At 64.1% G+C, this 14,077-nt stretch carries 11 protein-coding genes; 9 read left to right on the top strand and 2 right to left on the bottom strand.

From position 1 onward, the window contains the following. Nucleotides 1-73: 73 nt before the first annotated feature. Both ABIB80_RS18980 and ABIB80_RS18975 read right to left on the bottom strand, forming a co-directional pair. Nucleotides 74-1,636: a 2-isopropylmalate synthase gene (locus tag ABIB80_RS18980; protein ID WP_354128131.1), complete on the bottom strand. Its 1,563-nt coding sequence runs from the start codon at nt 1,634-1,636 to the stop codon at nt 74-76. A gap of 436 nt (nt 1,637-2,072) precedes the next feature. Beyond that, a complete protein-coding gene (locus tag ABIB80_RS18975) occupies nt 2,073-2,336 on the bottom strand; it encodes a hypothetical protein (RefSeq protein WP_354128130.1) in 264 nt (87 codons plus the stop codon). 279 nt (nt 2,337-2,615) lie between these two features. On the opposite strand from ABIB80_RS18975, the gene ABIB80_RS18970 reads away from it, so the two are divergent. From ABIB80_RS18970 to ABIB80_RS18930, 9 genes are all read left to right on the top strand, one after another. After that, entirely contained in the window at nt 2,616-3,836 is a 1,221-nt protein-coding gene (locus ABIB80_RS18970) for an SMP-30/gluconolactonase/LRE family protein (protein WP_007601110.1), read from the top strand. A gap of 198 nt (nt 3,837-4,034) precedes the next feature. Continuing rightward, entirely contained in the window at nt 4,035-5,219 is a 1,185-nt protein-coding gene (locus ABIB80_RS18965) for a calcium-binding protein (RefSeq protein WP_354128129.1), read from the top strand. 10 nt (nt 5,220-5,229) lie between these two features. Then, nucleotides 5,230-6,333 carry an NAD(P)/FAD-dependent oxidoreductase gene (locus tag ABIB80_RS18960; RefSeq protein WP_007601107.1) on the top strand — a complete coding sequence of 368 codons (1,104 nt, stop codon included), beginning with the start codon at nt 5,230-5,232 and terminating at the stop codon, nt 6,331-6,333. 252 nt (nt 6,334-6,585) lie between these two features. After that, a complete protein-coding gene (locus ABIB80_RS18955) occupies nt 6,586-7,827 on the top strand; it encodes an ABC transporter substrate-binding protein (RefSeq protein ID WP_007601105.1) in 1,242 nt (413 codons plus the stop codon). Between the two features lie 101 nt (nt 7,828-7,928). Continuing rightward, entirely contained in the window at nt 7,929-8,804 is an 876-nt protein-coding gene (locus ABIB80_RS18950) for a branched-chain amino acid ABC transporter permease (protein WP_007601104.1), read from the top strand. A gap of 1 nt (nt 8,805) precedes the next feature. Continuing rightward, a complete protein-coding gene (locus ABIB80_RS18945) occupies nt 8,806-9,732 on the top strand; it encodes a branched-chain amino acid ABC transporter permease (protein ID WP_219683503.1) in 927 nt (308 codons plus the stop codon). Then, complete coding sequence (locus ABIB80_RS18940) at nt 9,732-11,213, top strand: ATP-binding cassette domain-containing protein (RefSeq protein ID WP_007601100.1); 1,482 nt, start codon at nt 9,732-9,734, stop codon at nt 11,211-11,213. The genes ABIB80_RS18945 and ABIB80_RS18940 overlap by 1 nt, the downstream gene beginning before the upstream one ends. A gap of 43 nt (nt 11,214-11,256) precedes the next feature. After that, nucleotides 11,257-12,498 (top strand): ABC transporter substrate-binding protein, encoded by a 1,242-nt coding sequence (locus ABIB80_RS18935; protein WP_007601098.1) that lies wholly within the window; start codon nt 11,257-11,259, stop codon nt 12,496-12,498. A gap of 188 nt (nt 12,499-12,686) precedes the next feature. Continuing rightward, on the top strand, nt 12,687-13,997 hold the full coding sequence (locus ABIB80_RS18930; RefSeq protein ID WP_007601097.1) for an ABC transporter substrate-binding protein: 1,311 nt from the start codon (nt 12,687-12,689) through the stop codon (nt 13,995-13,997). Nucleotides 13,998-14,077 lie beyond the last annotated feature (80 nt).

The raw sequence follows: 14,077 nt of genomic DNA, 5'->3' as shown, positions 1-14,077 counted from the left end.
GTTAGGACCTAACCCGGAATCTCGAGATTCCGGGATCTCGCTTCGCGAGCCCCGGAATGACGAACTTCGTTCGTCAGCTCGCCGCCGCGGTCGTCACGGTGTCGCGCTGGCGTTTCATGACGATCTTGTTCAGCGCGCCGAGATAGGCCTTTGCCGAGGCCACCAGCGTATCCGGATCCGCCGCGCGCGCGGTCATCGCACGTCCCTCTTGCGACAGCCGCACCGAGACTTCGGCTTGCGCGTCGGTGCCCTGGGTCACTGCGTGGACCTGGTACAGCTCGAGCTTGGCTTCGTGCGGCACCAGGCGCTTGATGCAGTTGAACACCGCGTCGACCGGACCGTTGCCCTCAGCCTCCTCGATCTTGATCTGGCCGTCGACGTCGAGCTTCATGGTCGCGCGCTGCGGGCCATGGGTGCCGGCGATCACGGTCAGCGAGGTCAGCTTGATGCGGTCGTGCGAAGCCGCCATCTCCTCGTCGACCAGCGCCTCGATGTCCTCGTCGTAGATGTCCTTCTTGCGGTCGGCCAGCGCCTTCATCCGCGTGAACGCATCTTCCAGCTGGTTCGGCCCGAGCTTGTAGCCCATCTCCTCCAGCTTGTGCACGAAGGCGTGGCGGCCGGAATGCTTGCCCAGCACCAGCGAGGACTGCTTGAGGCCGACCATCTCGGGCCGCATGATCTCGTAGGTCGAAGCGTCCTTCAGCACGCCGTCCTGATGGATGCCGCTCTCATGCGCGAACGCGTTGCGGCCGACGATCGCCTTGTTGTACTGCACCGGGAACGAGGTCGCCGCCGACACCACCTTGGAGGCGCGGGTCAGCTGCGTGGTGTCGATCTTGTTCCAGAACGGGAATTTGTCGTTGCGGACGTTGATCGCCATCACGATCTCTTCCAGCGCGGCGTTGCCGGCACGCTCGCCGATGCCGTTGATGGTGCACTCGACCTGGCGAGCGCCGCCGATGACGCCGGCCAGCGAGTTCGCCACCGCCATGCCGAGATCATTATGGCAATGCACGGAGAACACCGCCTTGTCCGAGTTCGGCACGCGCTCGATCAGCGTCTTCATGAACTGGGTGTATTCGTCGGGCGTGGTGTAGCCGACAGTGTCCGGAATGTTCACCGTGGTGGCGCCGGCCTTGATGACGGCTTCGACGATGCGGCACAGATAGTCCATCTCGCTGCGGGTGCCGTCTTCGGCCGACCATTCGACGTCATCGATCTGGTTGCGGGCGCGCGCGACCATGGCAACCGAGGTCTCGAGCACCTGCTCCGGAGTCTTGTTCAGCTTCACCCGCATATGCAGCGGCGAAGTCGCGATCACGGTGTGGACGCGGCCACGCTTGGCGAATTTCACCGCCTCTGCGCAGCGGTCGATGTCGGCCGGATGGGCGCGCGACAGACCGGCGATGACGGCGTTCTTGGAGCGGCGGGCGATCTCGCTGACCGCCTGGAAGTCGCCTTCCGAGGTAATGGGGAAGCCGGCCTCGATGACGTCGACGCCCATATCATCCAGCATCTCGGCGACCTCGAGCTTCTCCTCGAAGGTCATGGTGGCGCCGGGGCACTGCTCGCCGTCGCGCAGGGTGGTGTCGAAAATGATGACGCGGTCCTTCTCGGACTTGTTCACGGAGGCCATTTCGAAAATTCCTTTTGAGCTTTTGCGCCGTCAGTCTTCTGGGCGCTTGAGGTGTCCGGTGATCTCGACCAACCCCTGAGCGCCCAGGCGCATGGCGCCCAGCCGGCCCTCAGGGGCAGGTAAGAAGAAGCCCGCCAATCAGGAGGGTGGGCAGCAGCGCAGCCGGGATCGTGGCGGCGGCCAGAGCCACCTCCCCCGAAATCCCATCAATTTGGCCGCGAATCAGCATTGCCAGACCCTTTGAGCCTTCAAATCCTCGGTCAAAACCGTTGACGGTTGGTTGCCGGGAGGCTCGATGCGCCGTTTCTAGACGAGAAATGGCCGCAACTGCAACGCCAAAAGATGGACAGAAGGGCTGACATGATCGCCCCGCCGGATGCGTGGAAGGACCGGTGCCGGTGTGTCTGGCCGATTGGAGCCAGGCGAGACCGTCGAGCTATGCCGTACGGCGAGCCCGAGCCCTGCTCTCCCAGCGGTTCAGCATCTGACCGAGCTCGCTGGTGGCAACCGGCGTAGCCTTGCCAGCGATCGCGATATCGTTCGTGTTGGCCGGTGCGTTGGCACTGAGCCAATCCGGCTCGCTGTACTCACGCCAGCGGCGCGCCTCGGCTCGCCTTTTGCGGGAGACGTAGTCGCGGGTGAAATAGCCGGCCGCAAATGCAATCCCGAGCAGCAAAACGAGTACGACGACAGCGACCACAGTAAACTCCGTCTTACGCCCCGGATGACGTTCTGCCAGCATCGCGCAGGAGGTCAAGGCTTGACATGCTCCACAGCTCGGCGATGCCCTGAACGCAATTCCGGTAAACCCCGTCACGCCGGATGAATTTGTCGTTTCCATGTTCGACGTTGCAGCGCTTTTGCCGCCCCGCTCTCGCTGAGGATGCGTACCTCCCCCTCGCAACCGTCATCGGACCGGACTAACCTTGCCCTGCTCGGCCGGATCAACCGGCTAGCCGAACATGACCGGGAGGATGCGATGACACGCCAAAAGCAGCGTGACCAGGATGCTGCGCTTTCACGACGAACGCTCGTTCAGGGACTTGCGCTCGGCGCCGCCACTCTTGCCGGCGCCGGCTCCGCGCTGGCCCAGACCGGACCTGCCGCGCCGCCGACGACGATCACCACCCCGCCACGCGATTTCGGTCCCCACGGCGCGCCGACCACCTATTTCTGGGACCCCGACGTGATCGCGGTCGATCCGTCCTTCAACGATCTCGCGCAGCCTAACACGGCGATCAAGCGTCTCTATACGGGCCTGCTGTGGGCTGAAGGCCCGGCGTGGAGTGCACAGGGCCGCTATCTGCTCTGGAGCGACATTCCCAACAACAGGCAGATGCGCTGGAGCGAAGACGACGGTCGCGTCAGCGTGTTCCGCTCGCCGTCCAACAACTCCAACGGCAACTCGTTCGACTTCCAGGGCCGTCAACTCTCCTGCGAACATTTGACCCGGCGGGTGACGCGCTATGAACATGACGGCACCGCGACCGTGCTTTGCGATAATTACAACGGCAAGAAGCTGAACTCGCCGAACGACGTCGTCGCGCATCCTGACGGCAGCTACTGGTTTACCGATCCGCCCTATGGCGGCCAGCTCTACGAAGGTGAGCCCGACGCCCCGAGCGGTCCGAGCAATTCCGGCGGCAAGCTCAATCCGCGAATTGGCCAGCCCGCCGGCTTCGCGCCGGGCAAGCGCGAGCTGCCGACCAATTGCTATCGCATCGACCCTAGCGGCCGCGTCGATCTCGTCGTCACGGAGGAGCAGGTGCCCGACCCGAACGGGCTGTGCTTCTCGCCGGACTTCAAGAAGCTCTACGTCGTATCAACCGGCAAGGGACCCGGCGACACCGGTCCCGGCGGCAAGGATGAGATTTTCGTCTTCGACGTCGGCGGCGACAACAAGCTGTCGAACCAGAAGCGGTTCAGCGAGTGCGTGATCGACGGTGTGAAGTGCGGGCCGGACGGCGTGCGCTGCGACGTCAACGGCAACGTCTGGGCCTCCAGCAATGCCGGCCGCGCCGTCGGCTACAGCGGCGTGACGACGTGGTCGCCGGAGGGCAAGCTCCTCGGCCGCATCCGGCTGCCCGAAGTGTGCGGCAACATCTGCTTCGGCGGCCCCAAGCGCAATCGCCTGTTCATGGCCGCGAGCCAATCGCTCTACGCGGTGTATACCGCCACGCAAGGCGCAGGCCCGGGCTGAGCCCGCGCGCGCGATCGCAAGCACGGGCGTCGGCGTGGACCGCCGGCGCCCGCGGTTCCCTGATCGCAATCAAGCTACGCCCCGAGCAAATCTCCGCCATCAATCCAACGAAGATTGAATCGCGCGGCAAAGCCGCAGCGCGGTGCGAAGGCATGATGCTCTTCGTTCTCGCGTCCGACTTGAACCGGGAGTTGCGCGATGCGCCGTATGCCAAACGACACCATCATCGTCAGCGTTGGGGACCAGCAATTTGTCACTGAGTTCGGGGACCCGGGCCTGCCGAACGACGGCCGCGGCGGCAGCGACAAGATGATCGCGACCGTCGATGGGAGCAACGCGGTCCTGATATTCGTTGGGGACGACCAGACCCTGCAAGGACATTCTCACGGCGGAAACGACCAGCTCGCTGCGACCGTCACAGGCTTCGGGGACTACGTGTTCCTGGACGGCGATGCGCAGGCGGTGTCCGGCGACGCCCATGGCGGCAACGATGTACTTCATGTCGATGCATCGACATCGATCTACGCGACCCTCGGTGTTTTTGGCGACGCCGAAACCGCCATGTCGGCCGACACGAGGGGCGGCAATGATGTCGTCGTTGCATCGATGGGAAACAGAGCGTCCGGCACGTTCAGCGGAGACTCCGGTAGTTCCATGAGCGATCATGCGCGCGGCGGCAATGATATCCTCAGCGTGACCCAGGTCGGCAGTGACGGCGGCGCTTCGATATCGGGCGACGCCCTCGTCTCCATGAGCGGCGATGCGCGCGGCGGCAACGACATCCTCATCTACACCGTCGGTGCCGCCGCCCATTCCGGGGGCGCGTCTCTGGTCGGAGACGCCGGCTACATGAGCGACGATACCCGTGGCGGCAACGATATCCTGATCGCTACCGTCGACGGCAACCCGGACTCCACGTCCATCGTGCTCGTCGGGGATGCCTCGAACATGTCAGGCAATGCGCGCGGCGGAGATGATATCCTCCTCGGCAGCAGCCGCGACGATCTGCTGTATGGCGATGCACAGACCTACGCTCCGTTCACGGCCGGCTCGATCACGGGCGGCAAGGACATGCTGAATGGCGGTCGCGGAAATGACGAGCTCTGGGGCGGACCGAACGACGACAGATTCGTCTTCAACAAAGGTTCAGGCCTGGACGTGATCAACGATTTCGACCAGGGCAACAAGGCTGTCGGCAGCACGGCGCGCGAGCACGATGTGATCAATTTGCACGATTACGGCTTCGCAGACTGGGCGGCGCTAAAAAGCCTGATCAGCGATGACAGCACAGGAAATGCGGTGATCCACCTGACGGCGACCGATACGATCACGCTGCAAGGGGTCCATACCGCGGATCTCCATGCGAAGGATTTCATTGTGTAAGAGAGCATTCATGCGCGTTGTGATCTGCGGCGGCGGCGTGATCGGCGCCTGCACCGCCTGGTTTCTCCGCCGCCGCGGCATCGACGTCGTCGTCGTGGAGCGGGCGGACGTCGCGGCCGCGGCGTCAGGCAAGGCGGGCGGCTTCCTCGCACGCGACTGGTGCGAGGGCTCGCCGCTCGATGCGCTGGCGCGACGGAGCTTCGCGATCCATGCGCAACTGCCGGACGAGATCGCAGGCGATTGGGGCTATCGCCCGATGAGCGCTTATAGCGGCTTCGTTGCCGCCGATGGCCATCCGCGCCGGGATGCACCGTCCGCGCTCGGCTGGCTCAGCAACGGCGTCATCATCGCGCAGCGCATCGGCACGATGGAGTCCACTGCGATCGTTCACCCCAAGAAATTCACCTCAGCCGTGATGAACGCGGCGCTCGCGGAAGGCGCCGAGTTTCGTCCCGGCCAGGTGACCGGCATCATGCGTGATGCAGATGGCACGACCGCGACAGGCGTCGAGGTCGACGGCCGCATCGTCGAGGCGGACGCCATCGTGATCGCGATGGGACCATGGTCGCTGCTCGCCGCGCAATGGATGAGCCTGCCCGCCGTCTACGGCCAGCGCAGCCCGAGCATCGTGTACGACACCGGCACGGATGCGCCGACCGATGCGCTGTTCCTGGAGTCTGAAGAGAATGGCAGTGCCGTATCGATCGAGGTCTTTCCTCGCGCCGACGGCAGCACGCATATCACCGCTCTCTCCGACATCGCGCCGCTGCCGCTCGATCCGGCTGCCGTGACGCCGGACCACGACGCGATCGCGCGCCTGCAAACCATGTCCGAGCGGCTGTCGCCACGGTTCCGATCCGAGAGGATCATTGCGCGGCAAGCCTGCTTCCGGCCGGTGACACAGGATGGCCTGCCGCTGATCGGCAAGGTGCCGCAAAGTGAAGGTCTGTACGTTGCGACCGGGCACAATGTGTGGGGCATCCTGAATGCGCCCGCCACGGGCGAGGCCATGGCGCAACTGATCGCGGAGGGTGCGACACGCAACGTCGACATCTCAGCATTCGATCCGGCCCGCCTCGCGCCGCTCGATCCGTCGCTGCTGCAAGCGCGCTGAGCCGACGCGACGGCATCGCCATTCAGCGATCGGGTTGCTGTGCGCCTGCGATAGCTGCGCATGCCTACCGACGAAATCTGCATGCCTGCGCGTGAAACGGGTCCGACAGCTTTCCTGCCCGCTATTTGCGCAGCGCTAGACTTTAGTCCGTGCCTCACAATCCTGGACGCGGTTTCACTTGCCGAGAATGTCTCCGCCGGTATAGTCGCGCGCATAATGGCTCATAAGAGGCCTGTTAAGGGAGAGAACAAGATGAAGAAACCGCTCTCTGTTGCGTTGCGGATAACACTCGGTACCGCCGCGGCCGCTGTGTTGATGACGTCAGGCGCGGCACTTGCGGCCGACCCGATCAAGATCGGTGTGATCGCGGAAGCGCAGGCGATTGCCGGCGCCTCCATCCCCCAGGCGGCACAGCTCGCCGCCGACGAGATCAACGCCAATGGCGGCGTCGACGGCCGCAAGATCGAGATCGTCTCTTACGACAATCACTCGTCCTCGGCAGATTCGGTGCGCGCATTCCAGCGCGCGGTAAACGAGGACAAAGTCAACGCGGTCATCGCCAGCTACATCAGCGAAGTCGTGCTGGCACTGGAGCCCTGGGCCTCGCGGCTGAAGACGCCGTTCGTCACGCCCGGTGCAGCCTCCAACGAAATCAGCAAGAGCGTGCATGCCGACTACGAGAAGAACAAGTACACCTTCCACGGCTATCTGACCTCCGCCGCGCTGGCGCTCTCGGTCTGCGACGGCGCCAAGGACCTGCTGGTCGACAAGATGCACATGAAGACCGCCGTCATCATGAGCGAGGACGCCGCCTGGACCAAGCCGCTCGACATCGGCTACGAGGAATGCCTGCCCAAGATCGGGCTGAAGGTGCTCGACCACATCCGCTTCTCGCCCGATACCACCGACTTCACGCCAATCTTCAACAAGATCGAAGGCTCCAAGCCCGACGTGATCATCACCGGCATCTCCCACGTCGGCGTGCAGCCGACGGTGCAGTGGAAGAACCAGCAGGTGCCGATCCCGATGTTCGGCATCGCCTCGCAGGCCACCAACGAGACTTTTGGCAAGGACACCAATCAGGCGGCCGAAGGCGTGCTCTACCAGGGCGTCTCCGGCCCGGGCGTCGCGGTGACGCCCAAATCGGTGCCGTTCGCCGAAGCCTTCAAGAAGAAGTTCGGCAATTATCCCTCGTATGCCGGCTACACCGCCTATGACGAGGTCTACTACATCGCCGACGCGGTGAAGCGCGCGGGCTCGACCGACGCCGACAAGCTGGTCGCCGCGCTTGAGACGACCGACTGGGAAGGTACGATCGGCCGCGTCCAGTTCTACGGCAAGGACGATCCGTTCACGCACTCGATCAAATACGGCAAGGGCCTGATCACCGGGCTGATGCTGCAATGGCAGGGCGGCAAGCAGAGCGCGGTCTGGCCCAAGGAAGTCGCCAAGGTCGACATCAAGTTCCCGAGCTTCATCAAGCTCTCGAACTAGCAGGACACGCTCCCGGGACCAGCTCCCGGGAGCTTCCACATGCGGCCCCCGCACGTTGCCCCAGCAACATCGTCTCTCATAAATCAGATTGCCAACCTTAGATGCGTGCTTTCCAGATTCTGATCGATGGCTTTGCCATCAGCGCTCTCTATGCTCTCGGAGCCACCGGCTTCACGCTGATCTTCGGCGTGTCCGGCGTCCTCAACCTCTCTCATGGGGCCATCATGGTGGCCGCAGCGGTAGCCGCCTGGGCCGCCGCCAGCATCCTGAATGTCGGCACCTATGCCGGCGCGCTGATCGGGGTCGGTGTCGCCCTCCTCACATCCTTTGCGACCTATTTCGCGGTGGTGAAGCCGATCCAGGACTCCCGTCGCATCCCGAATGAAGAGAAGGAGATCTTCGTCCTCACCGGCACGCTGCTGTGGGGGATCATGATCCAGGAGGTGATCGCTTATTTCTTCACCAACAACGCCAAGACCGTATTGCCGATCGTCGAGGGCGTCGTCGAGATCCTCGGCGTACGCACGCCCAGCAACGAGATCTTTACCGCGATCGTGTGCTGCTTCGTCATCGCGCTGTTGTGGCTCCTGGTGAACCGCACCCGCACCGGCAAGGCGGTGCTCGCGGCCTCGATGAACCCACGCGGCGTCACCCTGCTCGGCCTCGAGCTCACCAACATCTACGTCGTGGTGTGGGCGATCTACGGCATTCTCGCCGGCATCGCCGGCGTGCTGCTCGGAATGTTCCTCGGCGTCAGCTCCTACAGCGTCGGACCGCTGACCGCGAGCGCGTTCTCGATCGTCGTGCTCGGCGGCCTCGGCAGCGTCTCCGGCTCGCTGATCGCGGCCTTTGTGGTCGGTTATCTCGAAACGCTCACGGCCTATCTGGTCTCGCCGGCCTACCGCACCATTCCGGCGCTGCTGCTGCTCGTGTTCGTGATGTACATACGGCCCCAGGGCCTTCTGGGGAGGCGCTGAGATGGCCAGCTTCTTTACGACCCGCCTGTTCTTCATCTCGCTCGCGCTGGTGGTGATCGCAGCCACGCTGCCGCTTTATGTCTCGGGCTATGTGCTCGGCTTGCTCACCGTCGCCTTTTACTTCGGCGTGTTCGCGATGGCGTGGGACCTGCTGTTCGGCTTCGCCGGCGAGGTCAATTTCGGCCCGACCTTCCTGATCGGCGTCGGCGCCTACACCGCCGGCATCCTGAATGCCCAGTTCGGCTGGTCGGTTTACGCTTGCATCGTGCTCGGTGCGCTCGCCTCCGTCATCGCCGGCCTCGTGCTGGCGCTGCCGGCGCTGCGGGTGCGCGGACCGTATTTCGGCCTGACCACGCTGGTCGCGGTGCTGATGCTGCAGAATTTCATCGTGGTGTTTGCCGACCTGACCGGCGGCGAGATCGGCCTGACCATTCCCGACGTCATCTCCATTAACGCCGGTGTCAATTACTGGATTGCGCTCGGCTTCATGACGATCTCGGCGGCGATCCTCTATGGCCTCTCGCAATCGCCTGTTGGCCTGGTGCTGCAAGCCAGCGGCCAGGACCCGGTGCAGGCCGGTGCGCTCGGCTTCAACATCGTCAAGCACAAGCTCGCCGCCTTCATCGTCAGCGCGTTCTTCTCGGGGTTATCAGGCGCGCTGCTGGTGTTCTATTTCGGCACCGCCTCGGTCGGCACCGTGGTCGACGTCGCGGTCGGCGTCAACGTGATCGTCTCGGCCGTGCTCGGCGGCCGCCGCACCGTGCTCGGTGCGGCGCTGGGCGCGATCTTCCTGATCGTCGCCGGCGAATTCCTGCGCCCCACCGGCGAGCTCGCAACCTTCATCGTCTCGGCGGTCGCGCTCCTCGTCGTGCTGTTCTTCCCCGGCGGCTTCCTCGGAGCGGCCCTCTCGCGTGAGGCGCGCTCGTGATGGATATGCGAACTTCAAACAGGGCCGTGCTCGAAGTCCGCGGCCTGACCAAGCGCTTCGGCGGGTTGACGGCGGTGAAGAACCTCGGCTTCGAGGTCAATAGCGGCGAGATTTTTGGCCTGATCGGGCCGAACGGCTCGGGCAAGTCGACCGCGATGAAGAGCGTGATGGGCATCGAGCGCCCGACATCAGGCGAGGTGATCTTCGAGGGCGAGGACGTTGCCGGCCTTCCCGCGCACAAGATCGCGCGCAAAGGCTTTGGCATGGTGTTCCAGCATTCGCGGCCGCTGAACCGGCAGACCGTGCTGGAGAACATCATGGTCGCGCTGCTGCCGGACAGCCTGTTCATGCTGTTTCCGGACAAGGCGCTGGTCGAGCGTGCCAAATGGATCGCGGACCGCGTCGGACTCGGCAACGTGATGAACCGCCGCCCGCCGACGCTGCCCTTCGCCGACCTGCGCCGGCTCGAGCTGGCCAAGGCGATCGCGCGCGATCCGAAGGTGGTGCTGGTGGACGAGCCCTTTGCGGGGCTGACGCGGGCCGAGGTTGAAATCTTCTCCGACCTGATCCGCAGTTTTCGCGACGAGGGCCGCGCGGTGATGCTGGTCGACCACAACGTCAAGAGCGTCGCGGCGCTGGTCGACCGCGTGCTCGCGATGTATCTCGGCGAGGAGATCGTCACCGGCAAGGCCGATGACGTCATGAAGAACGAGACGGTGCGGCGGGTCTATCTCGGCGGCGCCATCGAGACCCATGCGCGGCCCGAGACCAGCTTCAAGGACAAGGTGCCGCTGCTCCAGGTCGAGAATGTCAGCGTGTTCTACGGCAAGGCGCAGGCGCTGGAGAACGTCTCGATCCACGTCCACGAGGGCGAGTTCGTCTCGATCGTCGGCCTCAACGGCGCCGGCAAGACCACATTGTTCAACACCATCTCTGGCTTCCTGCCCTATACCGGTGAGATCGTACGCAACGGCGAGAAGCTGCGCGGCACGAGCCCAGCGAAAATCGCCCGCAGCGGCCTCGTGCAGTGCCCGGAATCGCGCGAGCTGTTCGGCGAGATGAGCGTGCGGGAAAACCTCGATCTCGGGGGGCAACATCTGGCCGACGACAAGCGCGCGGCACAGCTGGCCTGGCTGTTCGAGCTGTTCCCGATCCTGAAAGAGCGTCAGGGCCAGATGGCGCAAACGCTGTCCGGCGGCGAGCAGCAGATGCTTGCGATCGGCCGCGCGCTGATGATGCAGCCGCAGATCCTGATCCTGGACGAGCCGACGCTGGGCCTCGCCCCCGTCGTCCTCGAACTCTTGTCCAAGGCCCTCACGAGGCTGCGGCAGACGACGTCGATCACGGTGCTGCTCGGCGAGCAGAACGTGACCTTCGCGCTTCCACATGCCGACCGCGTCTATGTGCTCGAGCATGCAAGGATCGTCTGGGAGGGCGATCCCGGCCGCTTCGCCGCGGAGGCTGGCGCCGATTTTCTCTGATTCGCCCATACCAACAACAAAACAAGCAAAGGGAAAAACGACCATGCGACCATCCCCGAATTTGAGCAGCAGCTTCCTCCTCGCTTCCGCGCTGGCGCTGTGCCTCGCCGCTCCCGCCTACGCGCAGTCGAACGACCCGATCAAGATCGGCGTCATCGCCGAAGTGCAGTCGATCGCGGGGGCCGCGACGCCCGGCGGCGCGCAGATCGCTGCCGACGAGATCAACGCCAAGGGTGGCATTCTCGGCCGCAAGATCGAGATCGTGACCTACGACAACAAGAGCTCCTCGGCGGACTCGGTGCGTGCGTTCCAGCGCGCGGTGAGCGAGGACAAGGTCTCTGCCGTGATCGCAAGCTATATCAGCGAAGTCGTTCTCGCGCTCGAACCCTGGGCGGCGCGGCTGAAGATGCCGCTGATCACGCCCGGCGCGGCCTCGAACGAGATCACCAAGGCGATCCACAACGACTACGAGAAGAACAAGTACACCTTCCACGGCTATCTGACCTCGGCCGCGCAAGCCCAGCTCGTCTGCGACGCCGCCAAGGATCTCCTGGTCGACAAGCTCAAGTTCAAGACGGTCGCGATCATGAGCGAGGACGCCGCCTGGACCAAGCCGCTCGACGTCGGCTACGAGGCTTGTCTCCCGAAAGCGGGCCTCAAGGTCGTCGAGCACGTGCGGTTCTCGCCTGATACCACCGACTTCACGCCGATCTTCAACAATATCGAGGCCAAGAAGCCGGACGTGATCGTCACCGGCATCTCGCATGTCGGCGTGCAGCCGACGGTGCAGTGGAAGAACCAGCAGGTGCCGATCCCGATGTTCGGTATCAGCGCGCAGGCGCTGAGCCCGACCTTCTGGAAGGACACCAATGGCGCCGCCGACGGCGTCCCGTCGCTGGCGGTCGCAACGCCCGATGTCGCCGTGACCTCCAAGACGAAGCCGTTCGCGGCCGCCTTCAAGGCCAAGTTCGGCTCGCCGCCGGCCTATACCGGCTACACCGCCTATGACGAGGTCTACTTCATCACGGAGGCGATCAAGCGCGCGGGCTCGACCGATCCCGACAAGATGGTCACTGAACTCGAAAAGACCGACTACGAGGGCACGATCGGCCGCATCCAGTTCTACGGCAAGGACGACGAGTTTACCCACGGCATCAAGTCCGGTCCGACGACCGTTTCGGGTCTGGTCTTCCAGTGGCAGGACTCCAAGCAGGTCGTGGTCTGGCCCGAGAAGATCGCGGACGGCAAGCTGAAGTTTCCGAGCTTCGTGAAGCTGTCGCAGTAACCGGCCCGCTCTGACGTCGAACCCATCGCTCCGCGGGAGCGGTGGGCTTTTCTTTGTCTTTCGCAGATGCGTTGTGCGGCGCACCGCCTATCGACCTTGGGTGATGTTGACTTTCCGCCGCCCCGCTCCCCATAATTCGAAAAAGAATAACAAGACCAAATCATAAAACGGTTTTGAGGGAGGATAGGATGCCGACTTCACGCAGGCAGCTGCTGAAGAGCTCGGCGGCTGCCGCCGCCGCACTCAGCCTCGATTGGACACGCGCCCAGGCGCAAGCCGAGAATTTGCGCATCGGCCTGATCTACGACCTCACCGGTCCGTTCGCCGCCGGCGGCTCGGTCGCCTCGTCGGTCGGCGCACAGATCGCCATCGACCTCGTCAACGAAAAGGGCGGCATCGGCGGCAAGACCAAGATCGTGCCGGTCGCGGCGGACTCGCAGAGCAAGGCCGACGTCGCGATCAACGAGGCCGAGCGGCTGATCAGCCAGGAGAAGATCGACATCATCAACGGCGTCTATTCCAGCGCGCATGCGGTGCCGATGGCCGCGAAGGTCGAGCAGCAGAAGAAGATCCTCTGGATCACGACCGCGGTCTCGACCGCCGTGTTCAAGGACAAGAACCTGCAATATGTGTTTCGCGCGCAGATCCATTCCGATCAGTACGGCCAGGCCTTCGCAGGCTTCGTCGCCGAGCACGCGCAAGGCAAGCTCGGCATGGACCCGAAGGACGTCAAGGTTGCGCTGATTCACGAGGACGGCCCTTATGGCGTCGGCGTCGCGGCGGCGGACGAGGCCTATGCCAAGCAGGCGGGCATCCAGGTCGTGATGCGCGAGGGCTATTCGGCTTCCGCCCCTGATCTGTCGGTGCTTGTGACCAAGCTCAAGCGCGCCAAGGTCGATGTGATCTCGCATGCCGGCTACAACCCCGACATCACCCTGTTCCTGCGTCAGGCCCGCGAGAGCGGCCTTCGGTTCAAGATGCTGTTCGGCGCGGGCGCCGGCTACAGCCAGCTCGACAAGCTGCGCGCGACCTTCGGCCCCGACATCGATAATTTCTGCAACATCGATCCGGTGCCCGCGCAACTGCTCGATCCAGCCAAGCTTGCGCCTGGAATCGGCGATCTGACCAAGACCATGGTCACGCGCTACCAGGCCAAGACCGGCGCCACCGACGTGCCGCCGCATTGCTCGATGGGTTTCAACCAGACCTGGATCCTGCTCAACAACGTGCTGCCGGTCGCCAAGGAGAAGTACGGCAGCTTCGAGCCCGAGGCCATTCGCAAGGCCGCGCTCGACGTCGACATTCCCGCCGGCGGCACCATCCAGGGCTATGGCGTGAAATTCTTCCCGCCGGGCACGCCGCTCTCCGGCCAGAACGAGCGCTCGACCCCGGTCGTGATGCAAAATGCCGGCGAGCACATCTCGGTGGTGTGGCCGACGAACATCAGGACGCGGGACCCGGTGTTTCCGCTGCCGAAGGGATCGACCTACGGGACGTAGGTTCAAGCCGCGCAGACGGTGCGTCCCTCTCCCTTGCGGGAGAGGGTGGCTCGCCGCGAAGCGGCGAGACGGGTGAGGGG

Source organism: Bradyrhizobium sp. i1.15.2 (assembly GCF_040548425.1).
GTDB lineage: Bacteria > Pseudomonadota > Alphaproteobacteria > Rhizobiales > Xanthobacteraceae > Bradyrhizobium > Bradyrhizobium canariense.
Note: the sequence above shows the minus strand (reverse complement) of the source record. Positions and strands in the feature narration are given on the sequence as shown.